Raw genomic sequence first — 18103 nt, forward strand, 5'->3', positions numbered from 1 at the left:
GCGGCCCCCTTCTGGAGTCAGAGGGGGGCTTCGCCTTCGTGAGGGTTTCGAGGTCGGGAGAGAGCCCGGCCGCCCGAGCCAAGGATGACGAGCCATGAACAGGACCAAGGCCGCCGCCAAGATCGCCGCCACCGCCAAGATCGTGCTGACCGAAGCAGCCTCGATCCCGTTCGACAAGCTCAGCCTGTCCCAGGCGAACGTGCGCCGGATCGCCGACGGCATGAGCATCGAGGACCTGGCCGCCGACATCGCCCACCGCGGCCTGCTCCAGTCCCTGAACGTGCGCCCGGTCCTCGACGAGGCTGGCCATGAGACCGGCCGCTACGAGGTGCCGGCCGGCGGGCGCCGCTTCCGCGCGCTCGAGCATCTCGTGACCACCGGCCGGATGGCCAAGACCGTCAAGGTGCCCTGCATCGTGCGCGCGGCCGGCGGCGCGATCAGCGCAACCGAGGACTCGATCGCCGAGAACGCGATGCGCGAGGCCCTGCACCCGCTCGACCAGTACCGGGCGTTCAAGGCGCTCGCCGACACCGGCATGTCCACCGCCGACATCGCGGCGCGCTTCTTCGTCTCGGAGAAGATCGTGACCCAGCGCCTGCGGCTCGCCGGGGTCAGCCCTGCCCTGCTCGAGGCCTACGGTGCCGGCCAGATGACGCTGGAGTGCCTGATCGCCTTCACGGTCACGGAGGACCAGGCGCGCCAGGTGCAGGTCTGGGAGGCGCTCAAGAAGCGCGGCGTCATGAGCAACTGGGCGATCCGCCAGGCCCTGACCGAGCGCACGGTAAGCATGGGGGAGCCGCGCGCCATCTTCGTCGGCCAGGATGCCTACGAGGCCGCCGGCGGCGTGGTCCTGCGTGACCTGTTCACGGAGCGCGGCGAAGAGTGGTTCCAGGATCCCGCGCTGCTCGACCGTCTGGCCGAAGCGAAGCTGGCCGAGTTCGGTGCCACCGTGGCGGCCGAGGGCTGGAAGTGGATCGAGGTGTCGCTCGCGCTGATGAGCAGCCGCGTCCACGGCCTGCGCGTCCTGCCGACCCGCTCCGATCTGAGCGAGGCGGAGCAGGAGGCCTTCGAGGCGGCCCTGGCCGAGCGCGAGCAGCTCGACAACGAGTACGGCTACAGCGACGAGGAGTGGCCCGCCGACGCCGCGGATCGGATGGCTGTGCTGGAGGGTGAGATCGCCAAGTTCGAGGCCCGCGCCGAGATCTACGACCCGGCCGACATCGCGATCGGCGGCGCCTTCATCACCCTGGATTTCGACGGCACGCCGAAGGTCCGGCGCGGCTATGTCCGGCTGGAGGACGAGCCCAAGGAGGAGCCGGAGGCCCAGGCGGGCACGGGCGAGGACACGGCCGCGGGGGCGGCGCCGATCGGCGAGCCGGCCGCGTCTCCCTCGGGCGGGGCTGCCGCCCCGGCCCCGGCGGTAATGCGCACGGTCATCACGATCGGGGGCAGCGCTGCCCCGCCCGCTCCCGTGGCGGAGCCGGAGGAGGTCGAGCGTCCGCTCTCCGAGCAGCATCGGACCGAGCTGACCACCTACCGCACCATCGCGCTGCGCGAGGCGCTGGCGGACGACCCCCAGGCCGCGTTCATCGCGGTCCTGCACGCGATGGTGATCCGCGTCATCGTCACCGCCTACCGCACCGGATCCTGCCTGGAGATCTCGACCTCCTCGTCTCGGCCCGACCATACCGTCCAGGGCCTCGACGCTTACCGCCCGGCGAGTGCCCTCGACACCCGGCGCGAGGCGTGGGCCCGTCGCCTGCCGGCCGACCACGGGGCGATCTGGGATTTCTTGGTCGATCTTAGCTCCGAGGAGCGCACCGAGTTGTTCGCGCTCTGCGCCGGGCTCAGCGTCAACGCGATGCACTCGGCCTACGACCGCCGCCTCGAGGCGATGCCGCACGCGGATCGGCTGTCTCAGCTTGTCGGGCTCGACATGACCCGCGATTGGAAGCCGACCGCGGTCAACTACTTCAGCCGGGTGACCAAGGGCCGGATCCTGGAGGCGGTGCGCGAGGCCAATGGCGAGGATACCGCGCGCCTGCTCGAGGGCTTGAAGAAGTCGGAAATGGCGCGCGAGGCCGAGCGCCTGATGGCCGACAGCGGCTGGCTGCCCGAGCTCCTGCGCACGCCCGGCCTGACCGCCGAGGTGCCGAGCGTCCCGGTCGACGCTGCCAATCCGGAGGTGACCCCGGCGGTCGAGGGCGAGGCCCTGCCGGCATTCCTGAGCACCGGCGCGGAGGAGGCCGGGTCCGAGCCGCTTCCGGCCTTCCTTGACGGCGAGGACGGCCCGGGCGACGGCGATCACGATATGGAGTACGCCATCGCCGCCGAGTGAGGTCCCATGGGCGGGTGCGGGCCGTGCCCTCGTACCCGTCCCGATCTCCGTCGCTACGAGCGTCCTGCATGACCGCGGCGGGGTCGGGGCCAATGGGCGAGCCGTAGACCTTCGCCAAAACCGACAGCGGGGAGAGCGTCGCGTGGTGGCGCGGCGTGAAGGCTAAAGCCCGAGCGCGCCCACGATCCGCACGCGCCCGGGCATCAGCCCGGGCTCGCGCCCTGCCCCACCTCGCCCCGCCGGCGCCACCCGGGTCGGGCGAGATCTGTGCTGTAGGCCTTCGGCTCGGTCGGAATTTCGGCGCCCCGCGCCAAAGCCTTGGCCTGAGCGACGTAGTAGCCACGCGGCTTGGACGTGCTGCGATCGTGCTTGCCCAGGCTGCGCTGCCGGGCGAGCTCGGCACGATGCCTGAGGTCGGCTGCCGGCATCATCGGGTAGTCGTCGGGCAGGCCCCACTTCTCGCGGTAGGCGTCCGGCGTCAGGCCGAACAACCGGAGGTGCCGGGCCAGCATCCGGTAGTGCATCCCATCCTCGAAACAGACGAGGTACGTCTCCTGGACCGAGTCCGCGATCTCCTTGAGGGAGAGGAGGCGCGCCGGGGCCTGCGGGCGGGGATAGTCCGACGCGATGTAGGACACCTCGGGTCCGGCCGGGGCGATCGCGGCCGCCGCCGCGGCGGCCTCGAAGTCGCGCGGAGGCCTGAGCGCCTTCGCCACCGTCGTGACGAGCGCAGCGAGAGCACCGGGCGGCAACCGGTTGCCGGCCACGTATCCCATCACGATCCGAGCCGTGCACACGACAATCTGATCGTGGTTTGTTCTTTGTGGCCGGCTCAACCAACGAATCCCTCCGCTGTGTCTGACTGTTTCATGCAAGCGCATGACTCGGCCACTGGTCAATGGTCTTAACCATTCCGCAGGGAAGTGACTGTGTGGAACGGCGCCCGGTGTGTCCGCGATACTGCACTGCAGGAATAAAATTCCGTGCGCTGAGAGGAAGAGGAGCCCTGTCGGAGATTAAGCCGGCGCGAGGACGAGAGAGAGCCCCGCGGCCCGGTATGATCTGACAGGAGCCGCGCCTATGAACTTCTCGATCAGCGCCAAGGACTTCCAGGCCAGCACCGCCCTCACCCCGAGCCCGACCGCCATCGTCGAGGCTGGCACCCGCCTCGCTGACGCGCTGGCGCAGGGCCGGGCGATCGAGACCGCCGCCCTGCGGGCGGCGATGGAGGCTGCCTGCGGCGGCAGCGACGTCTCGGGCCTGTGGCTGTGGAAGGACGCCTACGAGGCCGGCGAGGTCGCCCAGGTGCTGTTCCTGCGCCGGTTCTGGCCGGCGATCCGCGCCAAGGCCACGACCCCGGCCGCCCGGCTCGCGATGCTCGCCCGGATCGCCGGCATGCTGCCGACCCACACCCGGCGCAGCGAGGAGAGCGAGGCGCTCCAGCAGTTCTCGACCCCGCTTCCGATCGGCTACGTCGCGGCGCTCGCCTGCGGGTTGCGGCCGGGCGACGTGGTGCTGGAGCCGTCGGCCGGAGCGGGCCTGCTCGCGATCCACGCCGAGTTGGCGAGCGCGCGCCTCCACCTCAACGAGCTGGCCGCGACCCGGTCGGGCCTGCTCACGGCCCTCTACCCGGCGGCTAGCGTCACGCAGCTCGACGCGGCGCAGATCCACGATCGCCTGGCCGAGGACGTGGCGCCCACCGTGGTCCTGATGAACCCGCCGTTCTCGGTCGCGGCCCATGTCGAGGGCCGCTATCGCGACGCGACCGGCGATCACCTGCGCTCGGCCCTCGCCCGCCTGCCGCGAGGCGGGCGCCTGGTCGCCATCACCGCCGACAGCTTCCGGCCCGATCGCCCGGCCGCGGCCAAGGCCTTCGCGGCGCTCGGCGACCGCGGCGGGCGGATGGTGTTCTCGGCCGGGCTGTCGGGCCGCGCCTACGCCAAGCACGGCACCACCGTCGACGTGCGCCTCTCCGTGTTCGATCGCTTGCCCGACGGCGAGGCGGGCCCGCACGTCGCACCGCTCGGGCTCATGGACGACCCGGCCGGGCTGCTGACCGCCGTCCTGGCGCATGTCCCGGCCCGCCTGGAGCCAGTCGCCGTACCGGCTCGCCGGGCCACGATCCCGGGCCTTTCCCGCAAGGCGGTGCCGGCCGCGCGCACGGTCCCCTCGCCTCGAGCCGCCGCCGCGGCGGCTCCCGACGTGACCGCCTCGGAAGTAGCCTACACGGTGATCGAGGAGCTGCCCGCCACGCTCGCGGTCGAGGCCGCCCTGTACGAGGCCTACGCCCTGGAGACCCTGCGGATCGCGGGCGCCCACCCGCACCCGACGCCGCTGGTCCAGTCGACCGCCATGGCCTCGGTCCGCCTGCCCCGGCCGAGCTATGCCCCGCGCCTGCCGGCCGCGGTCGTCTCGGCCGGCCTGCTCTCGGAATGCCAGCTCGAGACCGTGATCTACGCCGGCGCGGCGCATTCCGGCCATCTGCCCGGTCACTGGACGGTCGACGAGACCGGCACCCTCCTCTCCGCCGCAGCCGCGGGGGCCGAGGGCGCCGTGCGCTTCCGCCAGGGCTTCTTCCTCGGCGACGGGACCGGCGCGGGCAAGGGCCGCCAGGTCGCCGGCGTCATCCTCGACAACTGGAGCCAGGGCCGCCGCAAGGCGCTCTGGATCTCCAAGAACGAGGCGCTCCTTGAGGATGCGCGGCGGGACTGGCGCCACCTCGGCCAGGAGCCGCTCCAGATCGTGCCGCTGTCGCGGTTCGCGCCGGGCAAGCCGATCACTCTCCCCGAGGGCATCCTGTTCACGACCTTCGCCACGCTCCGCGGCACCGGGCGGAACGGGTCGGGCTCGCGCCTCGACCAGATCCTCACCTGGCTCGGGCCCGATTTCGACGGCGTGATCGCGCTCGACGAGGCGCACGCGCTCGCCAACGCGGCGGCGGGCTCGGGCGACCGCGGCGTGGTCGAGGCCTCGCAGCAGGGTAAGGCGGGGCTGGCTCTACAATATCGAATGCCTGATGCGCGCGTACTATACGTGAGCGCCACCGGCGCGGTCACGGTCGAGAAGCTGGCTTACGCCCACCGGCTCGGGCTGTGGGGCGGCGGGGCGTTCCCGTTCCCGACCCGGTCGGACTTCGTCTCGGCGATGGACCAGGGCGGCCTGGCCGCCATGGAGGTGCTGGCGCGCGATCTGAAGGCGCTCGGCCTCTACACCGCCCGCTCGCTGTCCTACGCCGGCGTTGAGGTCGAGATGCTGGAGCACACGCTCAGCCCCACGCAGACGGCGATCTACGACGCCTACGCCGACGCGTTCCAGGTCATCCACACCAACCTCGATGCCGCGCTGAAGGCCTCGGGCGTCACCGGAGAGAGCGGTACCCTGAACCGCAACGCCAAGTCCGCGGCGCGCTCGGCCTTCGAGTCGAGCAAGCAGCGCTTCTTCAACCACCTGCTGACGGCGATGAAGTGCCCGTCGCTGATTGCGGCGATCGAGGCGGGGATCGAGGCCGGCCACGCGGCGGTGGTCCAGATCGTTTCGACCGGCGAGGCGCTGATGGAGCGGCGCTTGGCCGAGATCCCCTCGGAGGAGTGGGGCGACCTCCAGGTCGACGTCACGCCGCGCGAGTACGTCATCGACTACCTCAAGCACGCCTTCCCGACCCAGCTCTACGAGCCGTTCTCCGACGCCGACGGCAACATCCAGTCCCGGCCGGCCGTCGACGAGGCGGGCCAGCCCGTCCTGTGCCGCGAGGCCGTCGAGACCCGCGACGCGCTGATCGAGCACCTGTGCGGGCTCGAGCCCGTACAGTCGGCCCTCGACCAGATCCTGCACCACTTCGGCACCGAGGTGGTGGCCGAGGTGACCGGCCGCTCGCGCCGGATCGTGCGCCAGGCGGGCAAGGACGGCGTCGATCGCCTGGTGCTCCAGAACCGGCCGGCGACCGCCAACCTCGGCGAGACGCAGGCCTTCCAGGACGACGAGAAGCGGATCCTGGTGTTCTCGGATGCCGGCGGCACGGGGCGCAGCTACCACGCCGACCGCGGCGCGAAGAACCAGCGCCCTCGCGTTCACTACCTGCTCGAGGCGGGCTGGAAGGCGGATGCCGCCGTGCAGGGCCTCGGCCGCACCAACCGCACGAACCAAGCTCAGCCGCCGCGGTTTCGCCCGGTGACGACCGACGTGAAGGGCGAGAAGCGCTTCCTGAGCACGATCGCCCGGCGCCTCGACACCCTCGGCGCCATCACCCGCGGCCAGCGCCAGACCGGCGGCCAGGGGCTGTTCCGGCCGCAGGACAATCTGGAGGGGCCCTACGCGGCGACGGCCTTGCGCCAGCTCTATTGGGCGATCGTGCGGGGCGAGATCGAGGGCTGCCCGCTCAAGGTGTTCGAGGCGATGACCGGGCTGGCCCTCACCTCGGACGCCGGCCACGTCCTCGACGAACTGCCGCCGATCGGCCGCTTCCTCAACCGCGTGCTGGCGCTCCGCATCGCGGTCCAGAACATCCTGTTCACGGCGTTCGAGGAGCGGCTGGCCCAGGTGATCGAGGGCGCGATCTCGGCCGGGGTCTACGATGTCGGCGTCGAGGTGCTGACCGCTGAGAGCTTCACGGTGACGGACCGCGAGGTGGCCTATACCCACCCGGCGAGCGGCGCGCACACCCACCTCCTGACCATCGCCGAGCGCCGCCGGCTGCGGCCGCTCGACCTCGCCGCGGCCCACGAGATGATCGCCGAGGGCTACCGCCCGGTGCTCAATGCCCGATCCGGCCGGCCGGCGCTGATGGGCAAGGCGGCGAGCGAGACGCGCGAGGACGGCTCGGTGGTGGCGCGGGTCCGCCTGGTGCGCCCGCTCCAGCGCCAGCTCCTCGACCGCGACCAGTACGCCCGGTCGTCGTTCGAGGAGGTCCCGGCCGAGGCCTTCGCCGCCGCGTGGCAGGCCGAGCTTGCCGCCCTGCCCGAGTTCGACGAGCGCACCCTCTACGTGGTCACCGGGCTCCTCCTGCCGATCTGGGATCGCCTGCCCGGCATCGACATGCGGGTGTTCCGCCTCGTGACCGACGCGGGCGAACGCATCGTCGGGCGCGTGGTCGACCCGGAGGACCTGCACGTCACCCGCGAGAAGCTGAACCTCGGCGCCGGCACCGCCATGGCCCCGGCCGACGCCTACGCGGCCGTGCTCGGGGGCCGTGCCAGCCTCCAGCTCACCGGCGGGCTCCAGGTGAAGAGAGTCCGAGTGATGAGTGAGCACCGCATCGAGTTGATCGGGGTGAGCGAGAGCGCGCGGGCGGCCTTGAAGACCATCGGCCTGTTTTCCGAAGTGATCTCGTTTCGTACGCGTCTGTTCATCCCGGTCGGAGAGAGTGGGGCCACCATCCTGGCCGCCGTCATCGAGCGCTATGCACTGTTACGTTGCGTCGCCGCTCACGCTCACGCTTAATGCACGAACCCGACGCAAGGCCGACCATGCCGATCCATCCCACCGCCGCGGATCTCTCCCGCCAGCTCGCCGACAACGTCGAGGCGTTCTGCCTGCGCTACCTCTCGAACGGCTACCGCTCCGGCCGCTGGTGGTGCGTGGGCGACGTGTTCAACAGCGATGGCGGGTCGATGTACGTGCGGCTCACCGGGCCGAGCACTGGCAAGGGTGCGCGCGGCAAGTGGACCGACGCCGCGACGGGCGAGCACGGCGACCTCCTCGACGTGATCCGGATGCAGCAGGGCGAGGACTGGAAAGCTGCCGTGGCCGAAGCCCGAGCCTTCCTGAGCCTAACCCAGCCGCCGGTGCCGGAGCGGGCCCGTCCGCTGCCGGAGGCGCGCGACACGGTCGAGTCGGCCCGTCGCATGCTGCGCTACGGCCGGCCTGTCCCCGGCACGGTCGCGGCGGCCTACCTGCGCTCACGCGGGCTCGAGCACGCGATCGACCAGCCGGCCTTGCGCTTCCACCCACGCTGCCTGTACCGGCCCTCGGCTAAGGAGCCGGCGGGCCCTGACACCCATCACCCGGCGATGCTCGCTAGCGTGACCGACCTGTCGGGCGCCGTGACGGCGGTCGGCCGGACCTGGCTTTCCCCGGACGGCCATGACAAGGCGGCCGTACACGACCAGCGGCGGACGCTCGGCAACCAGCTCGGCCACGGCGTGCGCTTCCCCGGCACGGTGCCCGAGGTGATGGTGGCCGGCGAGGGCGTGGAGACGGTGCTGTCGGTCCAGCGCGTCCTGCCGGCGGTGCCGCACGTCGCCGCCCTGTCGGGAGCCCACCTCGCCGCCCTGATCCTCCCTCCCGGCCTGCGCCACCTCTACATCGCCCGCGACGCCGATCCAGCCGGCGAGCGGGGGGCCGCGATCCTGCGCCAGCGCGCCGAGGCCGCCGGCATCCTGGTGGGCGTGCTGGATCCCCGCGAGGACGACTTCAACCGCGACCTCTGCCACCTCGGCCCGCGAGATCTCGCTCTGCTGCTCGCGCCCCAGCTCGACCCGAACCATGCCGTGGCCTTCCTCCAGTTCGAGGAGGCCTTGGCAGCCTGATCCGCGTAGCCCTGGGTTGAGGGCGGACCCGCGAGGCAGCCATGGGCCGCGAGAGAGGCTTGCATCCACGGCCTTCTTCAGAGGGCGACTGATGCCGGGTCGGGGGACCTTGGGCGCAACGGCCTTCGTCCGACGATTTTCCGCCGCCGCCTGACGGCGGCTTTGCATCGCGAAGCAAAATCGACGGCCGACGAGCCGTCCTCCGCTGACGCTCCGGCCCGCGTGGCCGCATCGCAAGCGGTGCGATGCGGATCCTCGCGCGGGTGCGCCCGGCCCCCGAGCCCGGCCTTGGGTCGCCATGAAGGCCGCGATGGACGCAGGCCCCCAGGACCCCGAGGAGCCCCCGATGCTCGACCACCTGACCCACGACCTCGACGAGGACCTTCAGCCCGATCCGACCCTGCTCGAGGAGCTCGCGGTCACCGGCTACCGCCCGTTCGAGGAGCACGACGATCCCCGGCCCCTGCCCCACGCGGGTAAGCTGGACCACGCCCTCCATATCGCGATGTCCGCGCTCGAGGACACCTTCGCCGGCACCCGCCTGGAGGACGATCTGGAGGACGTGCTGTGGGGGGTCGTGAACGTCTTCCACCGCCGGGTCGAGATGATCGAACGCAAGCTCGACGAGAACGAGCAGGCGCAGCGCCAGAGCCAGCGCGAGCAGGATGGCAGCGAGGTCCTGTCGGTCGAGCTGGAGCGGCTGATCGCCCTCGGGCAGACGCTCTGCGAGCGCCGCAACGCCTTCGAGTATACCCGAGACGCCGCCGCCCACCGGTTCACCCGGATCACCAAATCGCTGTGGCGCCCGCGCTCGGGCTCGCAGGTCAACCGCGCGACGATGACCGCGGCGATGATCGATAGCCGCGACTTCATCAGCGCTCGGCGCCGGGCCGAGACCGAGATCCACCTGCCGAAAGGAACCCGGATCGCGTTCACGGGCGGCAAGCAGTTCCAGGACGTGGCGGTCATCTGGGACACGCTCGACAAGGTGCGGGCCAAGCACCCCGACATGGTGCTGATGCACGGGGGCGGCGAGGGCGCCGAGCTGATCGCCGCGAAGTGGGCCGACAATCGCAGGGTCGCCCAGGTGGTGTTCAAGCCGGACTGGAAGCGCCACAGCAAGGCGGCCCCGTTCCGGCGCAACGACCAGATCCTCGAGCAGGCACCGATCGGGATCGTCCATTTCCCCGGGGGTGGGATCTCCGACAACCTCGCCGACAAGGCCATGGCCAAGGGAATCCCCGTCCGGCGGGGCGTGAAGGCCGGCGCGTGAGCGCCGGACCCGGGAGCGAGCGGCCTGTGATCTGGCCGCTACCTCTCACCGTGGCTAGGGTGCCAGGCGGTCACCCGGGCCTCCTTGGCGAGCCGCAGGTGGGCCTCTTCGAAGACGCCCTGCACGCGCCGATCCTGGACGAGAACGGTCACCAGGGGGTCGTTTGCGGGAGGGGGCGGAATCCTACGCTAAGGCTTTGGCCAGCGATATTCTCCGGTGAGATTGATGTGTTCCCATCCGAGCGGCGAAACATGGGCCAAGAGATCGGGCGATAGCAGCTTTCCATCGCGTTTCTGGTTTGCAACGACCTCGCCGAGCTTCATGGTGTTCCAGAAGATGATGATGGCGGCGAGCAGATTCATGCCGGCGATGCGGTAATGCTGGCCTTCGGCGGAACGGTCGCGGATTTCACCGCGGCGGTGGAAGCTGATTGCCCGCTTCAGCGCATGATGAGCTTCGCCTTTGTTGAGCCCGATCTGGGCACGCCGTTGGAGTTCGGCATCCAGAATCCAGTCGATCATGAACAGGGTGCGCTCGACGCGACCGACTTCCCGCAGGGCTGTCGCGAGCTCGTTCTGCCGCGGATAGGAGGCGAGTTTCCGCAGAATCTGGCTTGGCGCGACGGTCCCGGCAGCAATGGTGGCGGCGATGCGCAGGATGTCGGGCCAATTGCGCTCGATCATGGCTTGGTTGACCTTTCCACCGATCAACGCTCGCAGGTGCGCCGGGGCGGCCGACGGATTGAACGCGTAGAGCCGTTTGGATGGCAGGTCGCGGATGCGCGGAGCGAACCGGTAGCCGAGAATGGCACATGCGGCAAAGACGTGATCGGTGAAGCCGCCCGTGTCGGTGAACTGCTCGCGGATATGGCGTCCAGCATCGTTCATCAGCAGGCCATCGAGGATGTAAGGCGCTTCGCTTGCCGTTGCAGGAATCACCTGGGTTGCGAACGGCGCATATTGGTCGGAGACGTGGCTATAGGCTTTCAGGCCCGGGGTATTGCCATATTTCGCGTTGACCAGGTTCATGGCCTCACCTTGCTCTGTAGCGACGAAGAACTGTCCGTCGCTCGAAGCCGACGTGCCCATGCCCCAGAACCGGGCCATGGGTAACGCTGCCTGTGCCTCGACCACCATGGCCAGCGCCCGGTCATAGGCTTCGCCCTCGACATGCCACCGTCCAATGCGGATCAATTCCCAGAAGGTGTGGGTGTTTGTCGCATCCGCCATTTTGCGCAAGCCGAGGTTGATCCCTTCCGCCAAGATAACGTTCATTAGCCCGATCCGGTCAGCGCAGGGTGCTCCTGTGCGCAGATGGGTGAACGCTTCGGTGAAGCCGGTCGCCGCATCCACCTCCAGCAGGGGTCGCCTCAGAAAACGGAAAATAAAGCACGCTAAGCCGGTTGCAGTGGCCGTAGCGGCCTGAACTTGCCCGCGCCGATCTTGGCGCTGCTGCGCCAGAGGTAATCGCCGGTCAGGTTGATATGCTCCCAGCCCAGCGGGGACAGGTACTGCAACTGGGCGTCATCGACGGCCTGGCCGTGGCCACGCAGGGCGTTCGCGGCCCGTTCCAGATAGACAGTGTTCCACAGCACGATGGCGGCAGTCACCAGGTTCAAGCCGCTGGCCCGGTAGCGCTGCTGCTCGAAACTGCGGTCGCGGATTTCGCCCAGGCGGTTGAAGAACACCGCGCGGGCCAGCGCGTTGCGCGCCTCGCCCTTGTTCAGTCCGGCATGCACACGGCGGCGCAGCTCGACGCTTTGCAGCCAGTCCAGGATGAACAGCGTGCGCTCGATGCGTCCCAGCTCGCGCAGCGCCACAGCCAGGCCGTTCTGGCGGGGATAGCTGCCGAGCTTGCGCAGCATCAGCGAGGCCGTCACCGTGCCCTGCTTGATCGAGGTGGCCAGCCGCAGGATTTCTTCCCAATGGGTGCGGATAGCCTTGATGTTCAGCCGGTCGTTGCTGACCATCGATTTGAGCGCGTCGTAGGCGGCTTCGCCCTTCGGGATGTAGAGTTTGGTGTCGCCCAGGTCACGGATGCGCGGCGCGAAGCGGAAGCCAAGCAGGTGCATCAGCGCAAAAACGTGATCGGTGAAGCCTGCCGTGTCGGTGTAGTGCTCCTCGATGCGCAGATCGGATTCGTGGTACAGCAGACCGTCGAGCACGTAGGTCGAGTCGCGCACGCCGACGTTCACGACCTTGGTATGAAACGGCGCGTACTGGTCGGAGATGTGGGTATAGAACGTCCGCCCTGGGCTGCTGCCGTATTTCGGGTTGATGTGGCCGGTACTCTCGGCCTTGCTCCCGGTGCGGAAGTTCTGGCCGTCCGACGATGACGTGGTGCCATCGCCCCAGTGCTCAGCAAAGGGATGGTGGAATTGCGCGTTGACCAGCTCGGCCAGCGCCGTCGAATAGGTCTCGTCGCGGATGTGCCAGGCTTGTAGCCACGCCAGCTTGGCGTAGGTCGTGCCAGGGCACGATTCCGCCATCTTGGTCAGGCCCAGATTGATCGCGTCAGCGAGGATCGTGGTCAGCAGCAGGTTCTTGTCCTTGGCCAGGTCGCCCGATTTCAGGTGCGCGAAGTGCCGGGTGAAGCCCGTCCATTCGTCCACCTCCAGCAGCAATTCGGTGATCTTGACGTGCGGCAGGACCATTGCGGTCTGGTTAATCAAGGCCTGCGCGGTATCGGGCACCGCTGCATCGAGCGGCGTGATCTTCAGGCCCGACTCCGTGATGATGGCGTCCGGCAGCTCGTTCGCCAGCGCCATGCGGTTGACGGCCGCAAGCTGCGTTTCCAGCAGCGTCAGCCGTTCATTCAGGTACTGGTCGCAGTCGGTGGCCACGGCCAGCGGCAATTCGCTGGCCTGCTTGAGGCTGGCGAATTTTGCGGGCGGCACCAGATAGTCCTCGAAATCCTTGAATTGGCGCGACCCCTGCACCCAGATGTCGCCGGAGCGCAGCGCATTCTTCATCTCCGACAGCGCGCACAGTTCGTAGTAGCGCCGGTCGATGCCGTTGTCGGTCATCACCAGCTTCTGCCAGCGTGGCTTGATGAAATTGGTTGGTGCGTTGGCGGGCACCTTGCGGGCGTTGTCGCTGTTCATGCCGCGCAGCACCTCGATGGCGTCGAGCACGTCCTTGGCGGCGGGCGCTGCCCGCAGCTTGAGCACAGAGAGGAATTCCGGCGCGTACCGACGCAGCGTGGCGTAGCTCTCGCCGATGCGGTGCAGGAAATCGAAGTCCTCGGGTTGGGCGAGCTTCTGCGCCTCGGTCACGCTCTCGGCGAAAGCATCCCAAGACACGACGGCCTCGATGGCGGCGAACGGATCGCGGCCCGCTTGCTTGGCCTCGATCAGCGCCTGGCCGATGCGCCCGAACAGCCGCACCTTGGCGTTGATCGCCTTGCCGGATGCCTGGAACTGCTGCTGATGCTTGTTCTTGGCGGCGTTGAACAGCTTGCCCAGGATGCGGTCGTGCAGGTCGATGATTTCGTCGGTGACGGTCGCCATGCCCTCGATGGCGAGCGCCACCAGGGTGGCGTAGCGCCGCTGCGGCTCGAACTTGGCCAGATCGGTGGGCGTCATCTGGCCACCCTCACGGGCGATTTTGAGCAGGCGGTTCTGGTGCACCGATCGCTCGATGCCGGAAGGCAGGTCGAGCGCCTGCCACCCCTTTAGGCGTCCGATGTGCTCCAGCATATGCCGCGAATTGGGCTTGACGGGTGACTGGCGCAGCCAGGCCAGCCAGGTCGTCTTGCCGTTGTCCCGGCGCTTGAGCAGATCGTCGAGGCGGCGGCGATGCGCATCCGACAGCGGTTCGGCCAAGGCATCGTAGATGCGCCGGTTGGCGCGAGTGATCGCCTCGGCGCTCGCCCGCTCGACGGCGTTGAGGGCAGGCAGAATGACCGACTGCCGCCGCAGATGCTCGATCAAGGCGCTGGCCAGCACGATGCCCTTGTCGGTCTGCATGGCCAGCTCGGTCAGCAACTGGACGGCCTGCCGGTAGTGGCTCATGGTGAAGGACTGGAAGCCGAACACCGTTTGCAGCTCGACCAGGTGCTCGCGCCGGGTCTGTTCCCGCTGGCCGTACTCGTCCCAGCTTTCGACGCCGACCTTGAGCTGGTTGGCGACCAGTCTCAGCAAGGGCGGGAACGGCGGCTCATCGACGCCAAGGATGACGCCAGGAAAGCGCAGGTAGCAGAGCTGCACGGCGAAGCCTAGCCGGTTGGCCGGGCCGCGCCGCTGCCGGATGATGGACAGGTCGCTTTCGCTGAACGTGTAGTGACGGATCAACTCATCCTTGGTGTCCGGCAACGCCAGTAGGCTTTCGCGCTCGGCGGCGGACAGGATCGAACGGCGGGGCATGCGGTTTCCTTCTTCTTGAAAACGTAGGTTTGTGACAAGCCCGCCAAAGCGCCCGGCGCGGCACGCGAAATCAAGGCATTGCGATTCTCGAAAATGGTTCTTGAAATTCTATTCTTGATTGCATATCATCTCAACGAGTTTCGATAAGAAAGGATGCCCATGCGACCGTCCGTTGTGCTTGACATGAAGCGAAGCGCGGTGCGTGAAGCAGTAGGCCGCTTCCGCACCGCGAACCCGCGCGTATTCGGTTCGGTTCTGCATGGCACCGACCGGGATGGCAGCGACCTCGACCTGCTGGTCGATGCCTTGCCTGGTGCCACGTTGTTGGACTTGGGCGATTTGGAAGAAGAACTGAAATCGCTGCTCGGCGTGGACGTCGATTTGCTGACCCCTGGCGACCTGCCGCCAAAGTTCCGGGCCAAGGTGCTCGCGGAGGCGCAGCCGGTATGAGCGAGAACCGTCTGCCCGATTACCTCGACCACATCCAGCAGGCCGCAACCGATGCACGCAGCTTCGTGGAAGGGATGGCCAGGGACGACTTCTTGGCCGACAAGTGCACCCAGCAGGCCGTCATCATGAGCCTTATCGTCATCGGCGAGGCTGCGACGAAGGTGATGGATGGCTACGCCGAGTTCACCCAGGCGCATGCCGACGTGCCGTGGCGCAGCATGCGCAATATGCGCAATCGCATGGCCCACGGCTATTTCGACATCAACCTCGATGTAGTGTGGGAGACGGTACAGCAATGGCTACCGGAATTGCTCAAGCAACTGCCAGCCGTGCGCCTGGATGCCAACGACCCCGCCGTCAAGGCTTACCCCCACGAAGAAGCCATGCAGGTGGTGCAGGAACGCATCGACCGGGCAAAAGGCAAGCCATGCTAATCGGTTATGCGCGCGTTTCCACGCAGGATCAGAACCTTGAGCTGCAACGTGAAGCCTTGGCCAAGGCCGGATGCCAAAAGGTCTTCGAGGATAAGGTGAGCGGCACACGGGCAGACCGTCCGGGCTTGGGCAAAACGCTCGAAATGCTGCGTGAGGGCGACACCTTGGTCGTCTGGCAGCTCGACCGGCTGGGCCGCTCGGTCAAGCAACTTGTCGATCTGGTCGGCGAGCTGCACAAGCAAGGCGTCCAGTTCAGGAGCCTCACCGACTCCATCGACACCGGCACGCCGTCCGGGCGCTTCTTCTTCCACGTCATGGCCAGCCTTGCCGAGATGGAACGTGAGCTGACCGTCGAGCGCACCCGTGCCGGACTGGCGGTTGCCAAGCAACTCGGCCGCAAAGGGGGCCGCAAGCCGAAGATGACCGACAGTAAGATCGAGTCGGCCAAGAAACTGCTGGCTAGCGGCGTGCCGCCGCGGGACGTGGCCAAGAACCTCGGCGTGTCGATTCCGACGCTGTATCGCTGGGTGCCGGCGTCGCTACAAATCTAATGCTTATGAAATTTCAATGTCATTTTCTCTCTGTCCCTGTGGCGATACTCGGATGTGTTGGCCTCATCTGCACATCCGCATATGCCATGGATACGGGAATCCTCGACCTCGCTGTAACCCAAGAGGAGACCACGCTTCAGGCTAGGGTCGGAGTGGCGGTGATCGATACGGATTCCGGCCTGACGTGGCAGCATCGTGGCGACGAACGCTTCCCGCTGAACAGCACGCATAAAGCCTTTTCCTGCGCGGCCGTTCTGGCCCAGGCCGACCGCCACAAGCTGAACCTGGAGCAGGCGATACCGATCGAGCGCACAGCGCTGGTCACATACTCACCCGTGACGGAAAGGGTGCCACCTGGCGGCACGCTGACCCTGCGTGAGCTGTGCAGGGCCGCCGTCAGTATCAGTGACAACACAGCGGCCAATTTGGCGTTGGATGCAATCGGCGGGGCACGGACATTCACCGCGTTCATGCGGTCTATCGGTGACGATAAGACACGCCTGGATCGGCGAGAACCCGAACTCAACGAGGCCACGCCGGGGGATGCACGCGACACGACAACGCCAATTGCGGCAGCGCGGAGCCTGCAAACACTGTTGCTCGACGGTGTCCTCTCCGCTCCGGCTCGGAACGAACTGACACAATGGATGCTCGGGGATCAAGTTGCCGATGCCTTGCTACGCGCTGGCTTGCCGAGGGATTGGCAAATTGCGGACAAGTCGGGAGCAGGTGGTCACGGATCACGTTCCATAATCGCCGTTGTCTGGCCGCCCAAGCGTTCAGCCGTCATTGTGGCGATCTACATCACCCAAACCGCAGCGTCTATGTCGGCAAGCAACCAGGCGGTGTCCAGAATCGGATCAGCCTTAGCAAAGGCGTTGCAATGAGCGTTCCCGCCTCAGTGCACACTTAGCGTGCTTTATTTTCCGTTTTCTGAGACGACCCCACGATCAGCGATCGGCTCGTTGCCCTGCGCCGCTCCAAAGCCCGCGACGCAGCGCCGGCAGGCAGAGCAAGTAGAGGGCAGCGCCTGCAATCCATGCCCACCCGTTCCACGTTGTTATAGAAGCCGCATAGATCGCCGTGAAGAGGAGGGGTCCGACGATCGAGGTCAGGCTGGTGAGCGCCGCCAGTGAGCCTTGCAGCTGCCCCTGACGTTCCTCATCCACCTGCCTGGACAACATTGTTTGCAGCGCCGGCATTCCGATGCCACCCGAAGCAAGCAGGACCATGATCGGGAACGCCATCCATCCCCGTGTCGCGAAGGCAAGCAGGATGTAGCCTGTGCCGTCGGCAATCATTCCGAGCATGAGTGCCCGCCTTTCGCCGAGCCGGGCGGCTACAGGGCCGGTGATCATTGCCTGGGCGAGTGAATGCAGAATGCCAAATGCGGCAAGCGAAATGCCGATCGTGGTCGCGTCCCAGTGAAAGCGATCCTCGCCGAAAATGACCCAAAGCGCGGCCGGCACCTGTCCGACAAGTTGCATGATGAAGAAGACCGCCATCAGGGCGGCGACGACGGTCATGCCCCGGGCCCACCGGAACGAAGCGAGCGGGTTGAGAGCCTCCCGGCGTAACGGCCGGCGTTCGCCTTTGTGCGACTCCGGCAAAAGGAAACAGCCCGTCAGGAAATTGAGGCCGTTCAAGGCTGCCGCGGCGAAGAACGGAGCGTGGGGGGAGAAACCGCCCATCAGCCCACCGAGCACAGGTCCCGCGACCATCCCGAACCCGAAACAGGCGCTCATGAAGCCGAAGTGCCGCGCGCGCTCATCGCCATCAGTGATATCGGCAATATAAGCGCCGGCTACCGCCCCAGTCGCCCCGGTGATGCCGGCCACGATCCGCCCGATATAGAGAACCCAAAGGAAAGGCGCTGTCGCCATGATGGCGTAGTCGACAGTGGCGCCGGCCAGCGAGACGAGCAAGATTGGCCGCCGCCCGAAACGATCCGACAGCGCGCCCAGCACAGGTGCGCAGGCAAATTGCACCAACGCATACAGCGCCAGCAGAATGCCATAGTGGGCGGTGACGTCGTTCGAGTGAACCAGATCGCGCAGGAGGCCCGGCAGCACCGGCATAATCAGGCCGATGCCGACAGCGTCGAGCGCGACAGTGCTCAGAATTACGATCAGGGGTCTGTTGGGTTTCACGTCTGGCCTCCGGACCAGCC

General features: G+C 67.6%; 11 protein-coding genes and 1 pseudogene. 8 read left to right on the plus strand and 4 right to left on the minus strand.

Annotated features, from left to right (window positions below; genetic code table 11):
• Window positions 1-94 precede the first annotated feature (94 nt).
• Window positions 95-2338: a ParB/RepB/Spo0J family partition protein gene (locus QR78_RS06950; protein ID WP_048426783.1), complete on the plus strand. Its 2244-nt coding sequence runs from the start codon at window positions 95-97 to the stop codon at window positions 2336-2338.
• Between the two features lie 203 nt (window positions 2339-2541).
• On the opposite strand, the gene QR78_RS31840 is transcribed toward QR78_RS06950, so the two are convergent.
• A complete protein-coding gene (locus tag QR78_RS31840) occupies window positions 2542-3219 on the minus strand; it encodes a MucR family transcriptional regulator (RefSeq protein ID WP_082171535.1) in 678 nt (225 codons plus the stop codon).
• A gap of 199 nt (window positions 3220-3418) precedes the next feature.
• On the opposite strand from QR78_RS31840, the gene QR78_RS06960 reads away from it, so the two are divergent.
• The 3 genes from QR78_RS06960 (at window position 3419) to QR78_RS06970 (ending at window position 10135) form a co-directional block, all read left to right on the plus strand.
• Window positions 3419-7774 (plus strand): strawberry notch family protein, encoded by a 4356-nt coding sequence (locus QR78_RS06960; RefSeq protein ID WP_048426784.1) that lies wholly within the window; start codon window positions 3419-3421, stop codon window positions 7772-7774.
• Window positions 7775-7800: 26 nt separating this feature from the next.
• Window positions 7801-8862, plus strand: a complete 1062-nt coding sequence (locus tag QR78_RS06965; protein WP_048426785.1) for a DUF7146 domain-containing protein — start codon at window positions 7801-7803, stop codon at window positions 8860-8862.
• Window positions 8863-9208: 346 nt separating this feature from the next.
• The gene (locus QR78_RS06970; RefSeq protein ID WP_082171546.1) at window positions 9209-10135 is read left to right on the plus strand and encodes a DUF2493 domain-containing protein; all 927 of its coding nucleotides are present in this window, start codon (window positions 9209-9211) and stop codon (window positions 10133-10135) included.
• A 188-nt stretch (window positions 10136-10323) separates the two neighbouring features.
• Here the strand turns inward: QR78_RS06970 and QR78_RS32470 are convergent.
• Both QR78_RS32470 and QR78_RS06980 read right to left on the minus strand, forming a co-directional pair.
• Window positions 10324-11496, minus strand: a pseudogene (locus tag QR78_RS32470) (Tn3 family transposase); the annotation flags it as partial.
• Between the two features lie 32 nt (window positions 11497-11528).
• The gene (locus tag QR78_RS06980; protein WP_011270167.1) at window positions 11529-14498 is read right to left on the minus strand and encodes a Tn3 family transposase; all 2970 of its coding nucleotides are present in this window, start codon (window positions 14496-14498) and stop codon (window positions 11529-11531) included.
• A gap of 159 nt (window positions 14499-14657) precedes the next feature.
• Between QR78_RS06980 and QR78_RS06985 the strand changes: the two genes are divergently transcribed.
• Genes QR78_RS06985 through bla form a run of 4 tightly spaced genes read left to right on the plus strand, consistent with a single transcriptional unit; the run spans window position 14658 to window position 16820 of the window.
• A complete protein-coding gene (locus QR78_RS06985) occupies window positions 14658-14948 on the plus strand; it encodes a nucleotidyltransferase family protein (RefSeq protein WP_008932166.1) in 291 nt (96 codons plus the stop codon).
• Complete coding sequence (locus QR78_RS06990; protein WP_011270168.1) at window positions 14945-15382, plus strand: HepT-like ribonuclease domain-containing protein; 438 nt, start codon at window positions 14945-14947, stop codon at window positions 15380-15382. Before QR78_RS06985 ends, QR78_RS06990 begins: the two co-directional genes overlap by 4 nt.
• A complete protein-coding gene (locus QR78_RS06995) occupies window positions 15376-15933 on the plus strand; it encodes a recombinase family protein (protein ID WP_048426786.1) in 558 nt (185 codons plus the stop codon). Before QR78_RS06990 ends, QR78_RS06995 begins: the two co-directional genes overlap by 7 nt.
• Before the next feature lie 5 nt (window positions 15934-15938).
• Window positions 15939-16820, plus strand: coding sequence for a class A beta-lactamase (gene bla / locus QR78_RS32475; protein ID WP_011270171.1), 882 nt, complete (start codon window positions 15939-15941; stop codon window positions 16818-16820).
• Between the two features lie 63 nt (window positions 16821-16883).
• Here the strand turns inward: bla and tet(A) are convergent, their stop codons facing one another.
• Window positions 16884-18083: a tetracycline efflux MFS transporter Tet(A) gene (gene tet(A), locus QR78_RS07000; protein WP_001973670.1), complete on the minus strand. Its 1200-nt coding sequence runs from the start codon at window positions 18081-18083 to the stop codon at window positions 16884-16886.
• Window positions 18084-18103 lie beyond the last annotated feature (20 nt).

It is taken from the genome of Methylobacterium indicum (assembly GCF_001043895.1).
Classification (GTDB): Bacteria; Pseudomonadota; Alphaproteobacteria; order Rhizobiales; family Beijerinckiaceae; genus Methylobacterium; species Methylobacterium indicum.